The 22,427-nt window shown below is 54.6% G+C and carries 20 protein-coding genes and 1 tRNA gene; 15 read left to right on the top strand and 6 right to left on the bottom strand.

Features of this window, described 5'->3' with window-relative positions:
• The first annotated feature begins 33 nt into the window (after positions 1 to 33).
• Entirely contained in the window at positions 34 to 1,266 is a 1,233-nt protein-coding gene (locus M0644_RS05495; RefSeq protein WP_149818884.1) for an LL-diaminopimelate aminotransferase, read from the top strand.
• Positions 1,267 to 1,337: 71 nt separating this feature from the next.
• Positions 1,338 to 3,821 carry an O-antigen ligase gene (locus M0644_RS05490; RefSeq protein WP_286626939.1) on the top strand — a complete coding sequence of 828 codons (2,484 nt, stop codon included), beginning with the start codon at positions 1,338 to 1,340 and terminating at the stop codon, positions 3,819 to 3,821.
• On the opposite strand, the gene M0644_RS05485 is transcribed toward M0644_RS05490, so the two are convergent.
• Both M0644_RS05485 and M0644_RS05480 read right to left on the bottom strand, forming a co-directional pair.
• Positions 3,818 to 4,525, bottom strand: a complete 708-nt coding sequence (locus tag M0644_RS05485) for a molecular chaperone (protein WP_286626938.1) — start codon at positions 4,523 to 4,525, stop codon at positions 3,818 to 3,820. The genes M0644_RS05490 and M0644_RS05485 overlap by 4 nt on opposite strands.
• 69 nt (positions 4,526 to 4,594) lie before the next feature.
• A tRNA-Met gene (locus M0644_RS05480) sits at positions 4,595 to 4,668 on the bottom strand.
• Positions 4,669 to 4,862: 194 nt separating this feature from the next.
• Here M0644_RS05480 and M0644_RS05475 point away from each other — a divergent pair.
• From M0644_RS05475 to nagA, 8 genes are all read left to right on the top strand, one after another.
• Complete coding sequence (locus M0644_RS05475) at positions 4,863 to 5,468, top strand: hypothetical protein (RefSeq protein WP_286626937.1); 606 nt, start codon at positions 4,863 to 4,865, stop codon at positions 5,466 to 5,468.
• Between the two features lie 52 nt (positions 5,469 to 5,520).
• Positions 5,521 to 6,219, top strand: a complete 699-nt coding sequence (locus tag M0644_RS05470) for a response regulator transcription factor (protein WP_149818876.1) — start codon at positions 5,521 to 5,523, stop codon at positions 6,217 to 6,219.
• A gap of 73 nt (positions 6,220 to 6,292) precedes the next feature.
• Positions 6,293 to 8,860 carry a leucine--tRNA ligase gene (gene leuS, locus M0644_RS05465; protein WP_286626935.1) on the top strand — a complete coding sequence of 856 codons (2,568 nt, stop codon included), beginning with the start codon at positions 6,293 to 6,295 and terminating at the stop codon, positions 8,858 to 8,860.
• 173 nt (positions 8,861 to 9,033) lie between these two features.
• On the top strand, positions 9,034 to 9,240 hold the full coding sequence (locus M0644_RS05460) for a DUF2839 domain-containing protein (protein ID WP_286626933.1): 207 nt from the start codon (positions 9,034 to 9,036) through the stop codon (positions 9,238 to 9,240).
• 7 nt (positions 9,241 to 9,247) lie between these two features.
• Complete coding sequence (locus tag M0644_RS05455; RefSeq protein WP_286626931.1) at positions 9,248 to 10,495, top strand: D-alanyl-D-alanine carboxypeptidase; 1,248 nt, start codon at positions 9,248 to 9,250, stop codon at positions 10,493 to 10,495.
• 3 nt (positions 10,496 to 10,498) lie between these two features.
• Positions 10,499 to 12,130 carry a helicase HerA domain-containing protein gene (locus M0644_RS05450; protein WP_286626930.1) on the top strand — a complete coding sequence of 544 codons (1,632 nt, stop codon included), beginning with the start codon at positions 10,499 to 10,501 and terminating at the stop codon, positions 12,128 to 12,130.
• A gap of 50 nt (positions 12,131 to 12,180) precedes the next feature.
• On the top strand, positions 12,181 to 12,414 hold the full coding sequence (locus M0644_RS05445) for a ferredoxin family protein (RefSeq protein ID WP_149818865.1): 234 nt from the start codon (positions 12,181 to 12,183) through the stop codon (positions 12,412 to 12,414).
• A complete protein-coding gene (gene nagA / locus M0644_RS05440; protein WP_149818863.1) occupies positions 12,411 to 13,559 on the top strand; it encodes an N-acetylglucosamine-6-phosphate deacetylase in 1,149 nt (382 codons plus the stop codon). Before M0644_RS05445 ends, nagA begins: the two co-directional genes overlap by 4 nt.
• On the opposite strand, the gene M0644_RS05435 is transcribed toward nagA, so the two are convergent.
• Entirely contained in the window at positions 13,530 to 13,799 is a 270-nt protein-coding gene (locus M0644_RS05435; RefSeq protein ID WP_149818861.1) for a CD225/dispanin family protein, read from the bottom strand. The genes nagA and M0644_RS05435 overlap by 30 nt on opposite strands.
• 226 nt (positions 13,800 to 14,025) lie before the next feature.
• On the opposite strand from M0644_RS05435, the gene M0644_RS05430 reads away from it, so the two are divergent.
• Positions 14,026 to 14,892 carry a tetratricopeptide repeat protein gene (locus M0644_RS05430; RefSeq protein ID WP_149821693.1) on the top strand — a complete coding sequence of 289 codons (867 nt, stop codon included), beginning with the start codon at positions 14,026 to 14,028 and terminating at the stop codon, positions 14,890 to 14,892.
• Between the two features lies 1 nt (position 14,893).
• On the top strand, positions 14,894 to 15,433 hold the full coding sequence (locus M0644_RS05425; RefSeq protein WP_286626929.1) for a GNAT family N-acetyltransferase: 540 nt from the start codon (positions 14,894 to 14,896) through the stop codon (positions 15,431 to 15,433).
• Here M0644_RS05425 and recA read toward each other — a convergent pair.
• Together recA and M0644_RS05415 are read right to left on the bottom strand one after the other, a co-directional pair.
• A complete protein-coding gene (recA, locus tag M0644_RS05420) occupies positions 15,400 to 16,458 on the bottom strand; it encodes a recombinase RecA (RefSeq protein WP_149818857.1) in 1,059 nt (352 codons plus the stop codon). The genes M0644_RS05425 and recA overlap by 34 nt on opposite strands.
• 74 nt (positions 16,459 to 16,532) lie before the next feature.
• Entirely contained in the window at positions 16,533 to 17,321 is a 789-nt protein-coding gene (locus tag M0644_RS05415; RefSeq protein WP_286626928.1) for a hypothetical protein, read from the bottom strand.
• Between the two features lie 17 nt (positions 17,322 to 17,338).
• Here M0644_RS05415 and M0644_RS05410 point away from each other — a divergent pair, with 17 nt between their 5' ends.
• Together M0644_RS05410 and M0644_RS05405 are read left to right on the top strand one after the other, a co-directional pair.
• A complete protein-coding gene (locus M0644_RS05410) occupies positions 17,339 to 17,812 on the top strand; it encodes a co-chaperone YbbN (RefSeq protein WP_226972021.1) in 474 nt (157 codons plus the stop codon).
• Positions 17,813 to 17,826: 14 nt separating this feature from the next.
• Positions 17,827 to 18,984 (top strand): DUF58 domain-containing protein, encoded by a 1,158-nt coding sequence (locus M0644_RS05405; protein WP_286626927.1) that lies wholly within the window; start codon positions 17,827 to 17,829, stop codon positions 18,982 to 18,984.
• On the opposite strand, the gene M0644_RS05400 is transcribed toward M0644_RS05405, so the two are convergent.
• Positions 18,981 to 21,671, bottom strand: coding sequence for a CHAT domain-containing tetratricopeptide repeat protein (locus tag M0644_RS05400; protein ID WP_286626926.1), 2,691 nt, complete (start codon positions 21,669 to 21,671; stop codon positions 18,981 to 18,983). The two genes, M0644_RS05405 and M0644_RS05400, sit on opposite strands and share 4 nt — an antisense overlap.
• 426 nt (positions 21,672 to 22,097) lie before the next feature.
• Between M0644_RS05400 and M0644_RS05395 the strand changes: the two genes are divergently transcribed.
• Positions 22,098 to 22,358: a hypothetical protein gene (locus M0644_RS05395; RefSeq protein ID WP_206199935.1), complete on the top strand. Its 261-nt coding sequence runs from the start codon at positions 22,098 to 22,100 to the stop codon at positions 22,356 to 22,358.
• Positions 22,359 to 22,427: the final 69 nt, after the last annotated feature.

Genomic DNA, 22,427 nt, shown 5'->3' with positions numbered 1-22,427 from the left:
ATATTGAGCTTCTGTTTCTCACTCAGCAGCACTATGGCCTTTGTTAACGCAAACTACCTCAAACTCAAGGCAGGGTATCTCTTTCCGGAAATTGCCCGCCGTGTCAATCAATTCTTGCAAGCCCATCCCGATGCCCCCCTGATTCGTCTCGGCATTGGGGATGTCACCGAACCGCTGCCAGCGGCCTGTCGTCAAGCGATGATTCAAGCGGTGGAAGAAATGGGCGATCGCGCCACCTTCAAAGGCTATGGGCCTGAGCAGGGGTATCCTTGGCTACGGGAAAAAATTGCCGCCCACGACTTCCAAGCCCGCGGCTGCGACATCGATGCCAGTGAAATTTTTATTTCCGACGGCTCCAAGTGCGACACAGGGAATATCCTCGATATTTTTGGCGACGGCAACCGCATTGCCGTTACCGACCCCGTTTATCCCGTCTATGTGGATACCAATGTCATGGCAGGGCACACGGGGGAAGCCAATGAACGCGGGGAGTACGCTGGACTGGTCTATTTGCCGATTACCGCTGAAAACTACTTCACCGCCACGCTGCCCAGTGAACCTGTGGACTTAATCTACCTCTGCTTCCCCAACAATCCCACCGGTGCGGTGGCCACACGGGAGCATTTACAGGCGTGGGTGGACTATGCCCGTGCCCATAAAGCAATTATTTTCTTTGATGCCGCCTACGAAGCCTTTATTACCGATCCCGCTATTCCCCACTCGATCTATGAAATTCCCGGTGCCCGCGAGTGCGCCATTGAATTCCGCTCCTTCTCGAAAAACGCCGGTTTTACGGGAACCCGCTGCGCCTTTACGGTGGTGCCCAAGGGTCTTAAGGGGCAAACCCCCAGTGGCGAGGCCGTCGAACTCTGGGCGCTGTGGCAACGGCGGCAATCCACGAAGTTTAATGGTGTGTCCTACATTGTGCAGCGGGGCGCGGAGGCGGTTTACTCTGAAGCCGGTCAAGCCCAAGTACGGGAACTGGTGGCCTTCTATATGGACAATGCCCGTCTCATTCGCGAAAAACTCACCCAAGCGGGCTTTGCAGTCTATGGTGGGGTCAATGCTCCCTATGTCTGGCTGAAGACGCCCCAAGGGATTGGCAGTTGGGACTTTTTCGATAAATTGCTGCACACTTGCTATGTAGTGGGTACCCCCGGTGCTGGTTTTGGGGCAGCGGGTGAGGGCTATCTGCGCCTTTCGGCCTTTAATAGTCGGGAAAATGTGGTTGAAGCCATGGATCGGGTGGTGGCAGCCTTTGCCTAAGAATTCACCTAGAATCAGGACAAGGCTCATCAAAGCGGTTGGAGCGGCTTTAAACCCTTTTAGCATCACCGATGACGGCAAAACATTGGGGCGAACAGGCGGCTAAACAGGAGGGCATTCTGCTGGGGTTGTTCACAGCAGCTGGCTATGCCTTTTTTACCCTCTTACCCGATAGTCACAGTCTGATGGTGGCGTGGCCTTGGGTCTTACTCTGGCAAGCCGCGCTGGGGGTGCCTCTGCTCTGGTTTTTGCAGGTGTTGGCCTATCAACGGCGGGTGCAGCCCTTGGGAAATGGCTTTGATGGCGTAGTGCTATTACTCCTGTTGGCATTGGCGATTTCAGGGACGTGGAGTGCTTTTCCCCATCAGGCTCGCTGGTATGGCTGGGCACTCTTGGGAAGCATCGCTGTCCTTTATCCCCTCGGGGCTTGGTTGCGAACCCCAGAACGCCGCTGGCAAATCGTGCGCTTTCAAGGCTATCTCACTGCCCTCGTGATTCTTGTCAGTTTAGGCCTTTGGCTGGGCACGACGATCGCCCCCGCAATTTTGAATAGCCCTCAAGGATTCACCCCCCATTTGAATCCAGATACCCTAGAACTACGCAACTGGGCACCCTTTGGTCACCAAAACTACGTGGCGGGCTACCTGCTGCTGGCATTACCCTTGGTAGGACTGTTGGCCATAGAAGCAGAAACCAGTGGATCGCGCCGGTTTTGGATGGCGGTGCTGCTTTTGGGTCTAGTTACCCTCTATACAACATTTTCACGGGGGGGCGGCCTCGGCTTACTGGCAATGGTCATTCCCCTTGGCGTGGGTTGGGTTTGGCACTATCGCCGCCAGCGTCGCTTCTGGTGGGGATTTTTGGCTTTGGTGGGCTTAGCGGTGGTCGCTTTGGCCAACGATCGCCTGCGCCGCAGCTTAGTGGCTCTCTGGCAGGGAGGACAAGGGAGCGAACTGGCCTACCGCTGGATTACCAGTATTGTTGGCTGGCGGATGGGGGCCGCACATCCTCTGAGGGGCAATGGCTTAGGTAGTGTGCCCCTGTGGTATCAGCACTATCGTCCGGGCTGGGCTGGCCGTGAAGCGGAGTGGATCTATCAACTCCACAGTACCCCCGTACAACTCTGGGCCGAACTTGGGCTTTGGGGCATTGCCGTATTGCTCTTGGGGGTGGGGCTACTGGTCTATTGGGCAATGCGCTACCGGCGCTGGTGGCCGAACTTAGCACAGCGGGAACAACGGCTGGCGATCGCCCTCTACTTTGCGCTTTGGGGCTACGGCGTGCTCAGTCTTACGGATTTTCAACTGGACAATGTCGGCATTGGTGGCCTCTTCCTAATTGAACTCACCCTCTTAACAACCCTGATTCGCACAGGCCAAGGGCAAGCTCCTCCTCAACGGTTGCGGGTACGCTGGGCACTCTCGCTGGTGGGCGTGGGTTTAGGAATCATCCTAGTGATGGTGGGTTGGCTGACACCGATTCACCGTGCTTGGGCAAGTAGCAGCGAAGGTTTTCTAGCCCTCTTGGAAACCCCTCCCGACTGGAATCGCTTTACTGAGAAGCTCTTCCATGCTCAGGAACTCGCCCCTTGGGAACCCTACTATCCGCTGCAACTGGGGTGGAACTATGGCCAGCGGGGCATGATGGCAGACAATCCTGAAGCACGAACCAACCTCTTGCGCACAGCAATGGTTAACTTTGAGAAGGGAATTGAGCTGTCTCCCTACCTAGAGTTTGGCTACAGCAACTTGGCGTGGCTCTACTGGCGAGATGCTAATTTTGGCGCAGCAGCACAGACATTTGCCAAAGCGGCTCAACTTGTACCGGCTAAACGGGGCAATTTTCTGGGTCTCGGCTTAGCCCTCATTCGTAAGAATCAACCGCAACTCGCCACCCAAGCCCTGATCCTTGAGGTGCTGCGCCATCCCATCTTCATCACCAGTCCGGCTTGGCGGGTTGCTCCCCTCGCACCCTTTTATCAACCAGTTCTGACGGCGGTCACGGAGCGTTATCGTCAGCTTGAGCAGGACATTGCCAGCGATCGCCCCTCAGGCGCCTATGTGCGTCAAGTGTCAACCCTCCTCCGCTGGTGGCAAGGGGAACTCCCTCGGGACACCGACCCCCTAGCTGCATGGCTACAACCCTTGGCCAACCCCCAAGAGGCAACATTGAAGGCTCCTGCAACGCTGCAAACCTTTCTCAAGGCATGGGATGACCCTAACAACCGCCGTGACCTCTTGGCCTCCATTTGGTCGGGTAGCCCGGAGCAACTGGAACAGATGGTGCGCTCCATAGCTGGTCAGCCAACACCCCTTGAGTGGTTGCGTTCGGCGGCTCCTGCTGTTGCTATTACCTATAGCCGTAGCGGTTTTGGGGTGAATAGTCGCCACATTGATGGCCGTCAACCCACCGACTTTTTCATTGCCATTGACAATTTGCCGATGGTAACGTTGTTTGCATCGCTGTGGCCAGACAACACCTTTTTGCCTGAACTGGATCAAGCCCTAGAGGGCGATCGCCAGCGGCTTTTTGCTGCTCTTAACCAAAGGCTCTAACGGCAAACCCCCGTGGGTCGCTCAATTTGGGTGGTGGGGGGATTGGCAGCAATGTCTAAGACAATCTGTAGGCTTCGCACGGCTGCACACTGGTCTTGGGGCAAAGGCATGGGCATTAAGGGCCGCGTCACCCCTGCAAGAACATATTCCCGTTGCGGGCGCAGCTCAAAGAGCCGTTGACCATTCTCCGCCAAGCCTCTGACTGTGATTTGATCCGCCTCGATATGCACATTGCCCCGATTACTGACAGTCATTTGCAGGGTTCCCTGCTGCACTTGGGCATTGAGGAGTTGCCCCTGCCGCCGAATGACCGCTGGTTTGATAAATACGGGTAGGCTATGCACCGTTACGAGGCGCGTTTCTGAGCCGATTCCTTGAGGGGCTGGAGGAATTTCTGCAACTAAAAGCCGATATGTCCGCTCGACATCAGCAGCCGGCAAGCGATGTCCAATGCGAATTTCAGCCCGTCCGCCCACGGGCAGATGCAGGAGGTTGGGAAAGGCGACTAGCTCTAGGCTATTTGCGGGTAAGAGATGGAGTTCATCTTCCCCCGTTGCCCGCTGTTGCCACTGCTGCACCCGCACCTTAAAGTCGAGGGGGACATTGCCCGTATTAGCGATCGCCAGTACCGTAAAAGGTTCTTGGGGTGCCAGTTCAATCTTCAGCGCACTCAAGCGATATTGAGCCGTCTGCGCTGTGGACATGCCAAGAATCAAGCTAGGGAGAGGAATTAAAGGAGCTAAGAAGCGCCAGAATCGATTGAAGATCATGAATGGCGGGGCATGGATTTGAACCATGGACCTTCGGGTTATGAGCCCGACGAGCTACCAGACTGCTCTACCCCGCGTTGCTCTAGCTTATCCAAGATAGCGTATTCCCTAGAGGATTGGCAAGCGATCGCTAGAAGATTTATAAGATCCTATCAATACCCTAAGTTTTTTCTGGGTCAACTGTAGCAACCCTTACTTCCATCATCCCGACAAACACATATAAAGAAAGTATTAAGATTACCTAGGTCTTTTTAGACTAACTCCTTGAGCAATGCTGCTACCGCCTCTTCTCCTCGATACTCTGAGGGAAATTTATCAGCGCCAAGGCTCAGCCCTCTCTGCCAGTCCCCTGCGAACTGAAAATCAGCTTCTTCCCCTGATTGAGGGACTCCCAGAAGCAACCCGTGCCACCCTAGAAACATTGCTGATGTCCTACTCTCGGGCTAAGGCGTCTCTCCCTATCAATTTGGCCTACCTCTTGGCACTAGAGGGTGAAATCCTGAACCTGCTTGGCGTGACATCCGCAGTACGCCCCTTGTTTACGCCACCAGTGGTACAAACGCTGCAAAACTATCTGCCATGGTTTAGGAAGGCAAGCCAGATCGTCCAGAATCACCTCGGTCGCGCCCTTGTGCGTAACTACTGGTTGATTACCCGCCCGACTCATCCTTGGCTGCGCACGATTCGGGTTGAGACCTTTTACACTGAGCAAGTACCTGCTCTCGATCGCTACCTCAACGAGGAGCAGCAAGACCTGCTACAAACATGGTTAGAGCAATTTCTTCTCTACTGTTATCGCCTTGTACCCACACTGCCAGCGGAGGCGATCGCAGCGGGAATTCCGGTGCCGCCTCAGTTGCTACAAGCAGCCGCCTAACTCAAGAGGATTTCGCTAAAATTTTGGTGTCCATCGGCCATCAATTGATGTTGTGGAGCACATTCTGCTGCTAGAGGATGAAACGGAGCTAGCCGATCCCTTGGGTCACATCCTGCGCCAAGAGGGCTACCACGTTGACGTGGCCTACGATGGTGAAACGGCTCAAGCCTACTGGCAAACGCAGCGCCCCTACCACCTCTTAATTTTGGATTGGATGGTGCCACCGCCTACGGGGCTAGAACTTTGTCAACGATTGCGCCAAGCCGGTGATGAGACTCCCGTTCTCTTTCTCACTGCTCGAGACACGGTGGATGACAGGGTGCGGGGTCTGGATGCCGGTGCTGATGATTACTTGGTTAAACCTTTTGAACTGCGGGAATTGCTGGCACGGGTACGAGCACTGCTGCGGCGGCGACATACCATGGGGTGTGCAGCCCCGATTCTTTGCTGGCAAGATTTGCGTTTAGATGTCGAAGGTCGTCTGCTCTACCGGGGGCAACAGTGCATCTGTCTCTCGGAAAAGGAAACGGCACTTTTGGCGCTCTTCCTCAAGCACCCGACGGAACTCCTCAGCCATGAATTGATTGCCAGTCAACTGTGGCCGGATCAGCCCTGCGTCAATCGCAACCTATTGGCTGCCCAGATTCGGCTGCTACGGCGCAAAATTGAGCATGCCGACGAACCCTCTCTAATTCAAACGGTCTATGGTCAAGGCTATCGGCTACGCCCCGTTGCGGCACCGGCAAGCTAAGACCACTGTTGCCGTATCTTGGAAAGGAACGTGCTAGATACAATAGATAAGCTGTTCTTTCGGGAAAACTGTTGTGGACGATCGCTACGACCCCCAAGTGATTGAGGCCAAGTGGCAACAGGAATGGGCTGCCCGCCAGATCGATCGCACCGATACCGATCCGCAAAAGCCGAAATTCTATGCCCTCTCAATGTTTCCCTACCCCTCTGGGAATCTGCACATGGGGCACGTTCGCAACTACACCATTACTGATGTCATTGCCCGCTGTCGGCGGATGCAGGGCTATCGCGTGCTTCACCCCATGGGGTGGGATGCCTTTGGCCTGCCGGCAGAAAATGCCGCCATTGAACGGGGGATTCATCCTCGCGTCTGGACACAGCAAAACATTGCCCAAATGCGCCAAGAACTCCAGCGCTTGGGTCTGTCCTACGACTGGGAACGGGAAGTGGCCACCTGTCACCCCGACTACTACCGCTGGACGCAATGGCTCTTCTTGGAATTCTTTGAGGCGGGCTTGGCCTATCAGAAGGAAGCGGCGGTGAACTGGGATCCCGTGGATCAAACAGTGTTGGCCAATGAACAGGTGGATAGCGAAGGGCGATCGTGGCGATCGGGCGCCTTAGTGGAACGGCGACTGCTTAAGCAATGGTTTCTGAAAATTACTGCCTATGCCGAGGAACTGCTGAATGACTTGGAACAACTGACCGGCTGGCCAGAGCGGGTGAAATTGATGCAGGCCAACTGGATCGGCAAGTCCACGGGTGCCTATCTGGAATTTCCAATTGTTGGCAGCGATGAGAAAATTGCTGTTTTTACCACCCGTCCCGATACGGTCTATGGGGTGACCTACGTGGTGCTGGCGCCCGAACATCCCCTGACACCGAAAGTGACCACTAGCCGCCGCCGCAAAACCGTCGAAGCCTTTATTGCCAGTGTCCAACAGCAAAGTGAACTCGAACGCACAGCGGGCGATCGCCCCAAGCGGGGTGTGGCCACCGGTGGCAAAGCTCTGAACCCCTTTACCGGTGAAGAAATCCCGATCTGGATTGCCGATTATGTCCTCTACGAATACGGTACCGGTGCTGTAATGGGCGTGCCTGCCCACGATGAGCGCGATTTTCAGTTTGCCAAGGCCCACAAGCTCCCCATTCGCCAAGTGATCATTCCCCCAGACGGCAAAGCCAGTGCCCGCCTCAAGGCTGCCTATACGGAGCCGGGGAGATTGATCAACAGTGGTCCATTTGATGGCATGGACTCCACCGCAGCTAAAGCAGCCATTACCGAATACGCAACCACCCAAGGCTGGGGACGGGAGCAAGTGCAGTATCGGCTGCGGGATTGGCTCATTTCCCGCCAACGCTATTGGGGTGTCCCCATTCCCATCATTCACTGTCCGCAGTGTGGAGCGGTGCCTGTGCCGCGCTCAGAATTACCCGTGCTGCTCCCCGAGGAAGTGGAGTTTACCGGTCGTGGCCCTTCTCCCTTGGCGAAACTTACTGCATGGCGGGATGTTCCCTGCCCGAAATGTGGTACCCCTGCCCAGCGGGAAACGGACACAATGGATACCTTTATTGACTCCTCTTGGTACTACTTCCGCTACGCCGATGCTCGCAACAGTGAAGCCCCCTTTGACCCAGCAGCCATTAAGGACTGGTTGCCGGTGGATCAGTACGTGGGGGGGATTGAGCACGCCATTCTCCATTTGCTCTACTCGCGCTTTTTCACCAAAGTTTTGCGCGATCGCCAGCTTGTCCATGTCAGTGAACCCTTCCAACGTCTGCTCACCCAAGGCATGGTTCAAGGACGCACCTACAAAAATCCGCGCACGGGCAAGTACATCATTCCTAGCCGCATCGCCGATCTCAGCCAACCCACTGACCCCGACACAGGGGAAGCCCTAGAGGTCGTCTATGAAAAAATGTCCAAATCCAAGTACAACGGCGTTGCCCCCGGTGATGTGATTCAGAAGTACGGGGCGGATACTGCCCGCATGTTCATCCTTTTCAAGGCGCCCCCCGAAAAAGACCTCGAGTGGGACGATGCCGATGTCGAAGGTCAGTTTCGCTTCCTCAACCGCGTCTGGCGCTTGGTGCAAACCTTCAAAACCAAGGGGGGTCAGCTGGGTCAACCCCTGCCTGCAAGCCTCACTAAAACTGAAAAAGAGCTGCGCCGTGCCATTCATACCGCAATTAAAGAAATTAGCGAGGACATTGAGGGCGACTATCAATTAAATACCGCGGTTGCCGAACTGATGAAACTCACCAATGCCCTCAGTAGCGCCGATTACTATACCTCTGGCGTGTATAGCGAGGGCATCCAAACATTGCTAACCCTGCTTGCTCCCTTTGCCCCCCACATCAGTGAAGAACTCTGGCACCAACTGGGCGGCACCGACTCCATCCACCGCCAGCCTTGGCCAAAAGCAGACCCCACTGCCCTTGTTGCCGATGAAATCACCCTTGTCATTCAGGTGATGGGCAAAACCCGTGGTGCGATTCAAGTCCCTGCCACGGCTAGTCAAGTGGAACTGGAGGAAGCCGCCAAGCAGTCGGAGATTGGCCAACGCTACCTTGCCGGTAAAACCATTAAAAAAGTCATTGTCGTGCCGGGCAAGTTGGTGAACTTTGTCCTAACTCCTTAAACACTAGCACTTTGCTGTAGTCCACTTGGTCTGCTGAGGACGCCCCATTTTTCCCATAGGATTTTGCAGAAGCTAGCGGAGTTTGGCGTAGTGTGTCTAGGATCGAGTCTAAGGGGGTCGATCGCTTCCTAAAAGCGTCTAGGATAAGGACTGTAACCATTTGAGCGGCAACTATGGGTGAGGCAAAACGGCGCAAGGAAACCCTTGGTGAGGGCTACGGTCAAGAAAAGGGGGGCTGGCTCCGGAAGGAGCAACTGCTGCTAATCCAGAAGTGGGTAACGCGGGGTACCTGGGTAGGGATTGGCCTGCTGGTAGTCATTTGGCTCACGGTTCGCTTTATTGGCCCCAGTTTGGGATGGTGGGAATTGACAGTGAATTAGAACTGGCATGTTGGATCTGTTGGCAGCATTGGCATGGTACTGGGGACAACCGCGCTTTGAGGCGTTAAAAGCAGTGATATTTCCCTATGAGGCTGCGCTGCATCAGTATCGCGATCGCTACCTGCAAACATTGGCACAGGAGGGTTTTTCTCCCAATCAACAGGGCATCTGGGTTCAAAGTGCCCACCAGTTATTGGTCAACCACCAGGGTGATCGCCCCCTTGCCGCTGCCTCTGTTACCAAAGTGGCAACCAGTCTGGCGGCTCTAGATAAATACCCCTTTGACTATCAGTTTCTGACTCGCATCGGCACCACAGGCACGCTGCAAAATGGTGTTCTCAGGGGGGACTTGGTCTTGATTGGCGGCAATGATCCCCTCTTTGTCTGGGAGGAGGCGATCGCCATCGGTAATGCCCTTAACCGCCTTGGAATTCGTCAAGTGCAGGGGAATCTAGTCATCGTTCCCCCTTTTATGATGAACTTTTACCCTGAACCCCAGACCGCCGCAGCGCTCTTCAAACTCGCCCTAGATCACCGCCGCTGGACACCCGAAATTCAAGCCGCCTATGAACAGCACCTCAAGGGGCAACCCCGCCCCCAAGTAAGTATGACGGGTGAAACACGCTTCCAAGGCACGATCCCTGCGAGTGTTACCCTGCGCCTCGAGCATCGCTCACTCCCCTTGGGGGAAATTGTGCGGCAAATGAATATCTACAGTAATAATGAGATTGCGGAAACGCTAGCAGAAATGGCAGGGGGTGCTGCAACCGTAGCTCAAGTGGCCGCCCGTAAAGCCAATGTACCCCCCAGTGAAATTCAACTGATCAACGGCTCAGGTCTGGGGGAGAAGAATCGCATTTCTCCCCGGGCGGCGTGTGGGATGCTTTTGGCGCTTCAGGAGATGCTCGCTCAGAAAAACCACAGTTTGGCGGATGTGCTACCCATGGCGGGGCGCGATCGCGGTACGTTAGAGTATCGTCAACTACCGGCGGCAACCCTAGTAAAAACGGGGTCTCTTTGGAATGTGAGTGCGTTGGTTGGCGTCTTACCCACAGCAAAATACGGCACCGTCTGCTTTGCGCTTCTCAATGGCGGAGACAACCTAGAAGGGTTTCGGCAGATACAGGATCGCTATGTGCAGCACTTGAGTCAAACGCTACAAGCGACGCCAAGACCGGGTGCTGAATTCCACAGCCAAGCCCCTGCTCCGCGGTTTGGCGACCCGCAACGCATCCAACTCGTGACGGCTCAATAGGCAATGACGGCTCAACAACTGGGAATTGTTGTCCAAGGTTCCCTCAGTCAGGGCTTAGAGGTACGACTGTGTGGCAACGTCTCTGTAGAAGAACTGCGGGTCGGCCAATTTTTGGTGGTGCAAGGCCAGCGATCGCGCTTCTTTTGTCTGCTGACGGATGTCGTGCTTGGTACGGCCAATCCCCGCATTCTGCTCAACCCCCCCGCCCTTGAGGATACCTTTTTGCAGGAGGTCTTAGCCGGCAGCGGCACCTTTGCCACGCTCAGTGTGGCTCCCATGTTGATGATCCTGAACGATGAACAGGAATTGCGACCCGTGAAAACTATCCCTGCCCATTTTAGTCCTGTCTATGACGCCAGTGAGCGGGACTTTCGCGCCGTATTTGGCTGGGAAGACGATCCGCAGCGGCGCAACTTTGCCATTGGCACTCCCTTGGATATGGCAGTCCCCATCTGTTTGGATTTGGATCGTTTTGTCGAGCGCAGCAATGGCGTATTTGGCAAGTCGGGTACTGGCAAGTCCTTTTTAACGCGGCTGTTGCTGTCGGGAATTATCCGCAAACAGGCGGCAGTGAACTTGATTTTTGATATGCACTCGGAGTATGGCTGGGAAGCCACCCGTGAAGGCAAGCAACTGAGTACCGTTAAGGGATTGCGGCAACTGTTTCCCCGCCAAGTCAAGATCTATACCCTTGACCCTGAATCCACCCAACGGCGGGGGGTACGCGATGCCCAAGAACTCTACATCGGCCTTGATCAAGTAGAGGTAGAGGATCTGGCGCTGGTGCAGGGGGAACTCAACCTTTCAGAAGCCAGCCTCGAAAATGCCATTATTCTGCGCAATGAGTTTGGCAAGGGCTGGATTACGCGGCTGCTGATGATGACCAATCAAGAGATTCAGGAATTTTGTGAGACGAAAATGGGCAGCAAAGCCTCGATCATGGCGCTGCAACGCAAACTGACACGGCTGGAACAACTGAAGTACCTACGGAATACCTGTGCTAAGAACTACATTGGCCAAATTTTGGAGACCCTCGCTGCCGGCCACCACGTAGTGATTGAGTTTGGCTCCCAAGCCAATATGCTCTCCTATATGCTGGCGACGAATATTATTGCCCGCCGCATCCACCAAGCCTATGTGCAGCAGTCGGAGATTTTTTTGCAAACCAAAAATCCCAGCGATCGCCCGCGTCAACTGGTAATCACGATTGAGGAGGCTCACCGCTTCTTGGATCCGGCCACGGTGAAGCAAACGATTTTTGGGACGATCGCCCGCGAAATGCGCAAGTACTTTGTCACGCTCCTCGTTGTTGATCAACGGCCTTCGGGCATTGATAGCGAGATCATGTCGCAAATTGGCACCCGCATCACCGCACTCCTTAACGATGAAAAGGACATTGAGGCCATTTTCACTGGGGTGGCGGGTTCGCAGCAGTTGCGATCGGTGTTGGCCAAGCTGGATTCTAAACAACAGGCGCTTGTGCTGGGTCATGCGGTGCCGATGCCTGTGGTGATCCAAACCCGCAGCTATGACGAAACCTTCTATGCCGAGATCGGCGATCGCGATTGGGAGGAACTACCTACACCCATGTTATTGGAGGCGGCTCAAGCGGCGAAGTCAGATCTGGGGATCTAGCCTAGAGCTTTAGAATTGATCCTGAATCAACTCTCAGTGAGGAAAACACTGTGGCGCACACCATTGTCACCAATACCTGCGAAGGGGTTGCCGATTGCGTTGAGGCGTGTCCGGTGGCCTGTATTCATCCGGGGCCGGGCAAAAATGCCAAGGGCACCGATTGGTTCTGGATTGATTTTGCCACCTGTATTGACTGTGGCATTTGTTTGCAAGTGTGTCCTGTGGAGGGGGCAATTGTGCCTGAAGAACGCCCTGATCTGCAATTAACCCCCACCACCCCATGAGTGTTTATTGGCTCGATCGCGTGCGGCTTTTGGGGAGCGATCGCCTGCAACAGGTACAACTCACGAATGGCAAAGTGACGGCGATCGGCACTGACCTGATTCCCCCCGATTGCTCTGAGGTGCTGGACTTCGGCGGCGATTATCTCTCCCTTGGGGGCGTCGATCTGCAAATTAACGGTGCCTTGGGCATTCCCTTTCCTTGGTTAAAGACCACCGAACCACTGCCAAAAATTGGCCGCTATCTTTGGCAAGAGGGGATTGATGCCTACGCCCCGACGATTGTGACTGCTCCCCTCGCGGAAATTCACACTGCCTTGAGGGTGCTCCACGAATACGCGCCCAATGCGCAAGAGTCTGAAGCCAAAATCTTAGGTGTGCATTTGGAGGGGCCTTTCCTCAATCCCCAGAAGCGGGGTGCACACCCCCAGCAGTATCTGCAACCCTTGACTTTTGAAGCGGTTAAACAGGTTCTAGCAGAGTTTAGCCGCTCGGTCTGTATTCTTACCCTAGCACCGGAACTGGATGCCACTAATCAGGTTCTGGCCTACTTACGTGGCTTGGGAATTACCGTGAGTTTAGGTCACTCTTTAGCCACAGTGGAGGAAGCGCAGGCGGCTTTTGATGCCGGTGCCACAATGATCACCCATGCCTTTAATGCCATGCCCCCTCTGCATCATCGCGAGCCGGGACTGTTAGCAGCAGCCTTGACAGATCAGCGCGTTTGGTGTGGCGTGATTGGCGATGGGGTGCATGTTCATCCGCAAATGCTGAAGGTGTTGTGGCAGTGCGCGGGCGATCGCCTGTTTTTGGTGAGTGATGCCCTTGCTCCGCTGGGGTTAGGCGATGGGGTCTATCCTTGGGATCAGCGGCAGATTGCAGTGAAAAATGGTACGGCACGACTGGCTGATGGCACCCTCTGTGGCACCACTGTGCCGCTGTTGGCAATGGTGGGACGCCTAGTGGATTGGGGAGTTTGCGATTTTGAAGCAGCGTTGACCCTAGCAACGGTGAATCCTCGCCGCGCCATCGGTTTGACGACAGAACTCCTACAGCAGCCGGTGACCCATCTTCTGCGCTGGCGATCGCCCCACCACTATGAACGACTGCCCAGCGAGCTACATCCCCCCTTGCTCAGCCATGATTGAGAGCACCATGAGTACCGCATAAAGGGCACCACCGAGCAATCCCGCAATCACCGAAATCCAAGTAAATAGCTTGGCCTTGTTTGAGGCCTCCAACGCCCCGGCGCGATCGCCGACTGCTAACCTTGAATTGACTTGGGCAGCAAAAATAATAGCGACAATACCGAAAGGCAAACAGCAGCAAATCGTGGACAGAATCGCTGGAACCATGTAGTTAGGAATGTTTTCATTTGAAGGGTTCATTGTTAAATTTCCTTAAAAATCAGGTTTGAATAGGGTTTAAAAAATTGACAGCAATTGATTAGCGATCTTTGAATAAGCACAGGCTAGCCTATTTTTTCTCTAAAGGCAATCATCTCCCTTCCACTTTTGTCAAGAGTTGCCCTCAGTCACCGCAAACGTCGGTAGGGTATGGCAAACTAAAGAGGAATTCACTTAGCTTGCAACACGGAAATTGATCGTGCCTAAAATGCTTGCCCGTTTAACCCTGAGTCTGGGTCTTGTTCTCCTGAGTGGCAGTCTGGCAACGGCACAGGTGGTGTTACCGCGCACCCTTGAACTCAATGCCAAGGAGATGGAGCAAAATGGCTTTATTGTGGCTCAAGAAGCCCTACAACTGGCACAGTTTCGGCAATTTCAAGAGGCGTTGGTGCGAGCCAAGCTAGCAGTGCAGTTGGCACCCCAAGCCCACGAAATTTGGGCATTACTGGGGGGACTCTACCTCACGGTCAATCAACCCAAGGATGCAGTGCCAGCCCTAGAGCAGTCTTTGAAACTCAATGATAAAAATCCGGGGGCTTATTTCAACTTAGGCTCTGCCCATTTTCGCCTAGGGCACTATGGAGCCTCAGTGCGGGCGATCGAGCAGGGATTGGCACTGAAACCCGATGCCACAGAGGAATGGTTCAACCTTGGCAATGCCTATCTCAAATTGGGACAAAAGGATCGGGCAATCGAGCAATACCGCCGCTCATTGCGCTTGGATCGTCAGTTTTGGCCAGCCTATACCAACATTGGTCTCGTGCTCTATGAACAAGGCAATATCCGCCAAGCAGCCAAGAACTGGGAACAGGCAGCAGACATTGACCCCAAAGCCAGTGAGCCGAAACTTGCTTTGGCCACAGCCCTGTTGCAACTGGGAAATGAAGCAAGAGCACTACAACTGGCGGAAGAAGCCCTGCGCCTCGATAGCCGCTATGGCACGGTGGAGTTTCAACGGGAAAACCTCTGGGGCGATCGCCTAGTGGCCGATACGCAAACCCTATTGGCCAAGCCCCCTCTGCGGGCACTGCTGAGCCAACTCCAACCTGAGCAATCTGTCCTTCCTCAGCCCTAGAATGATTGAGATTCGTGCGGCAGAGATCACCGACCTGCCCAGTGTGGCTCAACTCGTGGCACTGAGTTTTCACCCCGGTGGTGGTTGGCAAGCCCTTTGGCGCAGCTTTGTCCAGTTGGGGATGGAGCAGGATTTGCGCGATCGCTGGCAGCGCGAGCGTCCCCACTACCACTGTTGGCTAGCCCTCCTATCCACAGGTCAATCTGCTCTATGTGTGGGGAGTGTGGAAATGCAGCTCCGTGAGATCAAGGGTGAATCCAAACCTTATCTCTCCAATTTGGCGGTGCATCCGGACTACCGGCGGCGTGGCATTGGTCGGCGGCTATTACACACTGTTGAGGGCAGCCTTTGCTCCGCCTATTGCGATCTCTATCTGCACGTCCTTGCTCACAATCAAGCGGCGCAGCAGTTATACGCCCGCTGTGGCTTTGCAGTCGTTGAGGAAGGCTTCACCTTTTGGGGAGAGCGGAAATTGCTCCTACGGAAGTCCCTCGCGGGCGATCGCCCCTATTCCTCGTCAGCCATTTCCTCGTGGGTATGAGTCACCGTATTGGCAGAGACGGCTACCCCTTGGTCTAGCTTTTGCCGCACCTGCTGTTCGACCTCTTGGGCAAAGGCAGGGTTCTCCTCCATATATTTAATTGTGTTGTCGCGGCCTTGGGCAAGATTTTCGCCGTTGTAGGAATACCAAGCTCCTTTGCGGCTAATCACACCGGTTTCCTCGGCCATATCAAGAATGCAGCCGAGATTGGAAATGCCCTTACCAAAAATGATGTCAAACTCAGCAATGCGAAAGGGTGGCGCCACTTTGTTTTTGGCCACCTTGACTTTGGCGCGAATCCCAAATTCCTCCGTTCCCTTCTTCAGAGTTTGCACCCGCCGAATATCTAGGCGCACTGAAGCATAGAACTTGAGGGCAGTTCCCCCCGTCGTCGTTTCTGGGTTACCGTAGGTGACACCAATTTTTTGCCGCAATTGGTTCAGGAAAATCACGGTGCAGCCTGTTTTACCAATATTACCGGTAATTTTGCGCAAGCCTTGGCTCATGAGGCGCGCTTGCAGCCCCACATGGCTGTCGCCCATTTCCCCTTCCAGTTCAGCGCGGGGCACCAAGGCCGCAACGGAGTCCACCACCACAATATCTACGGCTGTCGAGCGCACCAGTTGATCAACAATTTCTAGACCCGTTTCCCCAGTGTCTGGCTGAGCCACCAGTAGGTTTTCAATGTCCACGCCGAGGGCAGCCGCATAGGTGGGATCAAGGGCATGTTCAGCATCGACAAAGGCAGCTACACCACCGGCTTTCTGGACTGCGGCCACCGCATGAAGTGCCAAGGTGGTTTTCCCCGAACTTTCAGGGCCATAAATTTCAATGATCCGCCCCTTCGGCAGTCCACCCCCCAAAGCAAGGTCAAGGGTGAGGGCACCGCTAGAGATGGTTTCCACCTTCATGCGGGTGGCATCCCCAAGGCGCATGATGCTGCCCTTACCAAAGTTGCGTTCGATTTGGGAGACGGCAAGCTCAAGGGCTTTGCGTTTTTCGGAGGCAAGGGTGGTGTCACTCATAGCAAGCTGAAGAAGTTGGCACTTTTCTAGGTTAGCGGATTGGCGAAATTGATGGCTTAAGCTGCGGGGGTGAGTTAGATCAGCTTGCGACGCACAACGATGGCATTATCACCCACCACCGGATTGCGGACAAGCAGGTGACCTTCGGTATCCACCACAATGACGGTCTGATACCCCAAGTCATGGGCAGTTTGCCAAAGGTTCTGGGCTAGTTGATCCTGCTTTGTAGGACTGAGATCATACCAACTGTTGGCCAGCATCAATTCCAAGCGCTGTTCGCTGGGGGTGAGGGTCAGGGTGGGATCAAGGGCGTTGCTGTAGCGATCGCAAAGGGCCAGCAATTGCTGGCGGACGGTGAGGCTGTCACTGACGAAGGTGGAAGGAGCGATCGCCCTTGGTGACGGAGTGGGTGTTGGTGTCGGCTGAGGTATTGGGGCGGGTGTTGCTGCCATGGGTGTGGGTGCCGGGCGGGGTTGCACAAGGACACTGGGTTGGGGACGCTGGGTTGCTTTCACCGTTGGCTGGCGAGGAGATTGCAGCCAACTGAGGGGATTCAACCAGAGCAAAATGAGGAGTAGGGCGATCGCGATCCCAGTTAGAGTAGCGCGGTTATACCGCTCCTGGAGATGGTTCGGCAGCCGTTGCTGCACCCAGCCCATTCCCTGCCACCATAGGGCTGCCCCTCGACCGACCCATGAACGTTCGGGATTCAGCTGCTCTGGGGCGATCGCCCGTTGTGTGGCTACCTTCTTGAGTTGCGCTGTGGCCTTGCTCAGCAGTTCACTGATCCCCTGAAGTGTGGCGATCGTTTCCCGTAACAGCAGGGGGAACAGTTTTTGCCAAAGGGTGGGCTTGGGGGTCATTTGGGCACGCCAATCGATTGGATAAACTATTTTTGATCCTACGGCATCAGATCGCCGCAAATGGCTGCTGCAAAACCGCCGCTGACTGCTACCATGATCCCAAGACAAAACGAGATAACAACGTGAAGGGCATTCAGCAATTTAATATTGAAGGATTCCAGCGGCAAATTCGCAGTGCCCCCGTGCCTGTGATCGTGCATTTTTGGGCCCCTTGGTGTGGCCTGTGCCGCCTCATTGATCCCCTGCTGGATCAACTGGAGCAGTCACTGCCGCACCGGCTGCAAATTCTCAGGATCAATGCTGATGAAAACTTTGCCCTCAGTCGTCACTTCCAACTGACGAGTCTGCCAACCCTTCTTTTTTTCGATCGCGGCGAATTGGTGCAGCGGTTTGATCCCGCCCTTGTCAAGGGGGACTTTCGTCAAGCCTTGCAGCAACTGCTTGCCTACTCCTTTCCTAGCCTCTTGCCCGCTGAGTCCCACCGCTCCTAAGGCGAGAATTTGCGATGGCCAAGCTGCGTCGCCTCAGTCAGTTTTTAGAGGAACGCTGGGTGACCCCCGCCTACGCGGGACTGCTGCTATTGGGCATGAATCTCTTTCTTTTTGCGGCAGCCATTAATTCGATGGCGGGTTGGCTGTACGTGATTACGGGGATCATTTTTGGTCTGCTCTTGGTGGCCGCGATTCTACCGCCGCGCTATTTGCGGGGATTGGTGCTGGAGCGAGCCAAGGTGGCGCCAGTTCATGCGGGCGATCGCCTACGCCTGACCGTCTTTCTGACCAATGCCACCCAAACGCCTCGCCACAATTTGCAAGTGATTGACCCCGTTCCCCGTGATCTATGGTCAGCCACCCAGAGAAAATGTCCCCAACAGGCAATCGCGGAACTGCCACCGCAGCAAACCATTCCTTGGCACTACGATCTGATCCCACCCCGTCGGGGCATTTATGAGTGGTCGCAGCTAATCCTCCGCACCGCTGCCCCCTTGGGCCTCTTTTGGTGTCAGCGCGCATTTCCCGTACCGCAGCAGGTGGTGGTTTATCCGCAAGTTCTGCAATTACAACAGTGTCCTTTGCTGGATCAACTGGGGCAAGAGATTTCCCAAGAGTGGCGCGATCGCCAGCACCATCTCCACGTTGCCCAAGAGGGGATCACGCGTGCCTTACGTCCCTACCGCTGGGGTGATCCTTTGCGTTTAGTCCATTGGCGCACCAGTGCTCGCTATGGCGAACTGCGGGTACGCGAGTTTGACACCTTTAGCGGTGGGAATGCGGTGACCATTGCCTTGGATACCCGTCCCCATTGGATTGGGGAGGACTTTGAGCAGGCGGTGATTGCGGCGGCTAGCCTCTACCTTTACAGTTTGCAACAGCAAATTCCTGTCCAGTTTTGGAGTCCCGCCACGGGGATGCTCCACGGTCAGGCAACGGTACTGCGGGCCCTAGCAGCGATCGCCCCCAGCGACACCGATGCTGAGTATCCCATCGATTCCCTTGTCTGGCTCACCAGTCAATGGCCTAGTCCTGAACCTTTGCCCCCCGGCAGTATCACTGTGCTCTGGGGAGAGCCACCCTCACGACGGCAAGGGGCAATTCTGTGGATTGATCGCGATCGCCCCCTCGGCAGCCAATTACAAACCCCTGTCAGCTACCCCCTGTCTTAGGGCAGCGGGCGCCACTCACCACTGCTAACAAAGGCAGCCCAAAAATAGGGAATTTGCTTACTGGGGTCATTCATTAACTGCAACTGCGCTTGCCGTAGAGCCTCACTGCGTCCCTTGCCAGCCGCTAGATTTTGATAAAAGGCAACCATCAGTTGTTGGGTCGTGGTGTCATCCACCTTCCAGAGGGAACTCACTTGGGTACGCGCCCCCGCCAAGGTAAAGGCTCGCCGCAAGCCATAGACACCATCGCCATTGAGAATATCGCCGCGCCCCGTATCACAGGCGGACATCACCACTAACTCGGTACCATCAAGGTTAATGCCGGTGACTTCAAAAGCCGTTAACACGCCATCATCCACCCCACTCTGCCGTTGATTGAAACCCGCCAAGGCCAAGCCGGAGCGCAACAGTGGATTTTCCCCCCTAAAGGGAGTATTGGCATTGAGACCACGGGTATGTTGCAGGACTTGGGGAGATAGCGGCGGACTCTCTAGGAAAAATCCATGGGTGGCGAGGTGAAGTACCCGCGGCCGCTGCGTTTGTTTGATGGCAGTTTCGGTGGCACTGCTGCCCGTGAGGATCTGCGCTTGGGGCAAGAGCGTGCTTACGGTTTTCACCTCCGTGGCGGTTCCGGGTAACTCCGTAAATGTCAGGCTGCGCAAATCCAGCGATCGCGGGTTCACTCCCCGCTGACTACTTGCCACAGCACGACCACTCCCTTGACTAAACGTGGGATTACCCACCACCAAGGGGGGATTGGCGGGTTTAACCCGCTGTTGCAGCCGCAGCAAGTCGCGTCCTGAGGTGAGCAGCGTGATCGTATAGGACTGCACCAGATAGCGATCCTGCCGATCCACCAAGGCCTCAAAGGGGAGAGTATTGAGCTGACCATCGGGTGCTACCAGCAGATGGGTACTGCCCGCTAGGAAGGGTTCCAGAGGAGCCAAGAGGCGCTCATAGGCCGCCTTCAAAGAGGGCTTCGTTACCGTAGCGGGCAATCTTGGATCCGCCATCCGCTGGCGTGCTGCCTTAATAACCGTATCGAGATCAGCGACGGTACCCAAGTCACGCCATTGGGGAGCACCCCTATTTTTCAGGGCATAGAGGGCGTAACGGGGCGCTTCCCAGCGGTTGGCTTTCGGGTTGTAGGGCACATACTGGATAAACTCCAACAGCACAGCATTGGCGGGAATCGCTTGCTGCACCGCACTGAGGGTGACGGGGGTAACGTCTAAACGGAAGCTGACATTTTGACTCACCAGTTGCGCTTCCAGTTGGTTGGCACGCTGTTCGAGTTGGCTAATTTGGCTGGCCGGCGGTGGGCGATCGCGTACAAAGGTGAGGCTAGCAATCTGTGTTCGCACACGAATTAATTCATCCAGTTGCTGCTGCCCCGAGGCATCCAGTTGATTACGTAGGCGACTGGCTGTTGCCGCTAAAACATCCAACAACCGACCTTTACGGCGCAAAATGGTAGTCAAGGCGAGGTTGGCCACTGCTGGATTCTGGGGATTCCCCTGTAAATGGAAGGAAATGGCGGTGTTGGTGGAGTCCTGAAACGTGGCCAGATAGTTGCGCTTGTATTCCTCGGAACCAACCACGAGGTTGCGGCTGAGGTTGACCTCTTCAATCTCAAGGGCGCGGTTGAGAGCGGTTAAGGCCTCGTTGATCATTCCCTGCGCCCAGTAGGCTTTTGCTAAATTGGCAAGACTTAGCGCCAAATAGGGATGCTCGCCACCGAGGGTACGCTGCCGCAGGGCAATACTGCGTTGATAGAGGGGAAGCGCCGCCCCATAATTCCCCTGTACCCGATAGAGTTCAGCCAAGTTGTTGAGGCTAGTGGCAACATCGGGGTGATCTGTCCCCAGTACCTTTTCACGGATCGCCAAACTGCGTTGGTAAAGGGGAAGCGCCGCGCCATAATTGCTCTGAGCACGATAGAGTTCGGCAAGGTTATTCAACACCGTTGCCACCAAGGGATGTTCTGCCCCTAAGGCGGGTTCGAGGAGACCCAGACTGCGCTGGTAGAGGGGCAAGGCTGTGGTTAGGCTGCCCTGCAAATGGTACATCACTGCCAAGTTGTGCACACTCAAGCCCACATCGGGATGGGTCTTGCCAAGGGCTTGTTCACGGATGGCAAGGGCGCGTTGATAGAGAGGCAGGGCCTCACCGTAGTTGCCTTGATCGGTGTAGAGGTTGGCGAGGTTATTGAGGCTGGTGGCAACATCGGGATGATTGGCGCCAAGGGCTTGTTCACGGATGGCTAAGCTGCGCTGATAGAGGGGAATCGCCTCACTAAAGTTGCCCAGTTCCTTGTAGGTGACAGCAAGGTTATTCAAAGTTGCAGCCACAGTGGGGTGATGGGCACCTAAAACCCGCTCAGCGATCGCCACCAATTCCCGCGAGGGTGCCACTGCTGCGCCATAATTCCCCTGTTTTTGCAACTGCTCAATCTGATTTGTGAGGGCAATGACATGATTACTATCGCCGCCAAAAGAGGTTTTGCGAATCACGTCTAGTTCACTGACGGCGGCACTATAGCGCTGTTGTAGGGCATCCAACCGCTGCATAATATCGCGCAACTGTTGGGCTTCATTTTGTGCGAGTCCCCGCTGGTAAAATCCTGTGGTTGTGGCGATCGCCAACAGAAGCGCAAAACAACACCGATGACCCGACATCCGTCTCATAAAGCACCTGCCGCTGCTGCTTCTTTATCCTAGACAGCCAAGCGTCAGAATGTGTTTCCAATGTAACGACAAATTACAGTTATCCCCTAACCCCTAGGCGTTGCCTATAATAGAAGTGTTACGGTTGTTAACAACTCACGACAATCTCTCATTTTCAACCGAACTTAGCAATAGCAATAGCAGCCTTAATGCTTGACGGACAGGGTTTTCGGCTATTCTTGGGAACACTAGCAAAAACAACAATCGCAGTTAGGGTAAGCTTATCTAAAGGTCATCAATTTGTAAAGAAGTGTGATTCATTTTTCAATTCTTTATTTGTATTGATGAGAATGAAGTGCCTATGAAGTATTTCCACTCACCAATCATCCCAACTGATCAATGTTTCTTTAGGTGATTTTCTGCGTCAACTCAGCCGAGAGTATTTTTATGGATAGTGATGGTTATTTACCAGAGATTCTTACCCTTCTAAGACAATTGCTACCTTTGTTGATTAGCCTTTTAGATGATGCCTTTGCCCTTGTCCTGACCCGCCTCGGTTGCCATCTTCCTTGGCTCGAGAAGATCATGCCTTTTGTCCTCAGTGGAGTGACGCTCTATGTGATTATTCATGGCGGTAAGGTGATCCACGAGTTTTGCCAGCAGAAATGGGAATCACCTCAATCCCCGAATGTATCCCCGTTGCAATAGTGTTAGGAAATCCCCACAAATCCCACTGCATTTTGGTAGTCATTTTTACAATCGTGGGCGATCGCCGTT

Origin of the sequence: Thermosynechococcus sp. B1, assembly GCF_030322985.1 — a bacterium.
Taxonomy (GTDB): Bacteria; Cyanobacteriota; Cyanobacteriia; order Thermosynechococcales; family Thermosynechococcaceae; genus Thermosynechococcus.
This window is presented reverse-complemented; position numbering and strand designations above follow the sequence as displayed.

Coding starts and splice junctions, on each gene's coding strand:
- M0644_RS05455 (WP_286626931.1), top strand. CDS start 9,248: ATGTTGGATCTGTTGGCAGCATTGGCATGGTACTGGGGACAACCGCGC.
- M0644_RS05495 (WP_149818884.1), top strand. CDS start 34: ATGGCCTTTGTTAACGCAAACTACCTCAAACTCAAGGCAGGGTATCTC.
- recA (WP_149818857.1), bottom strand. CDS start 16,458: ATGAGTGACACCACCCTTGCCTCCGAAAAACGCAAAGCCCTTGAGCTT.
- M0644_RS05435 (WP_149818861.1), bottom strand. CDS start 13,799: ATGAACCCTTCAAATGAAAACATTCCTAACTACATGGTTCCAGCGATT.
- M0644_RS05460 (WP_286626933.1), top strand. CDS start 9,034: ATGGGTGAGGCAAAACGGCGCAAGGAAACCCTTGGTGAGGGCTACGGT.
- M0644_RS05485 (WP_286626938.1), bottom strand. CDS start 4,525: ATGTCCACAGCGCAGACGGCTCAATATCGCTTGAGTGCGCTGAAGATT.
- M0644_RS05400 (WP_286626926.1), bottom strand. CDS start 21,671: ATGAGACGGATGTCGGGTCATCGGTGTTGTTTTGCGCTTCTGTTGGCG.
- M0644_RS05415 (WP_286626928.1), bottom strand. CDS start 17,321: ATGACCCCCAAGCCCACCCTTTGGCAAAAACTGTTCCCCCTGCTGTTA.
- M0644_RS05425 (WP_286626929.1), top strand. CDS start 14,894: ATGATTGAGATTCGTGCGGCAGAGATCACCGACCTGCCCAGTGTGGCT.
- M0644_RS05395 (WP_206199935.1), top strand. CDS start 22,098: ATGGATAGTGATGGTTATTTACCAGAGATTCTTACCCTTCTAAGACAA.
- M0644_RS05475 (WP_286626937.1), top strand. CDS start 4,863: ATGCTGCTACCGCCTCTTCTCCTCGATACTCTGAGGGAAATTTATCAG.
- nagA (WP_149818863.1), top strand. CDS start 12,411: ATGAGTGTTTATTGGCTCGATCGCGTGCGGCTTTTGGGGAGCGATCGC.
- M0644_RS05490 (WP_286626939.1), top strand. CDS start 1,338: ATGACGGCAAAACATTGGGGCGAACAGGCGGCTAAACAGGAGGGCATT.
- M0644_RS05405 (WP_286626927.1), top strand. CDS start 17,827: ATGGCCAAGCTGCGTCGCCTCAGTCAGTTTTTAGAGGAACGCTGGGTG.
- M0644_RS05450 (WP_286626930.1), top strand. CDS start 10,499: ATGACGGCTCAACAACTGGGAATTGTTGTCCAAGGTTCCCTCAGTCAG.
- M0644_RS05430 (WP_149821693.1), top strand. CDS start 14,026: ATGCTTGCCCGTTTAACCCTGAGTCTGGGTCTTGTTCTCCTGAGTGGC.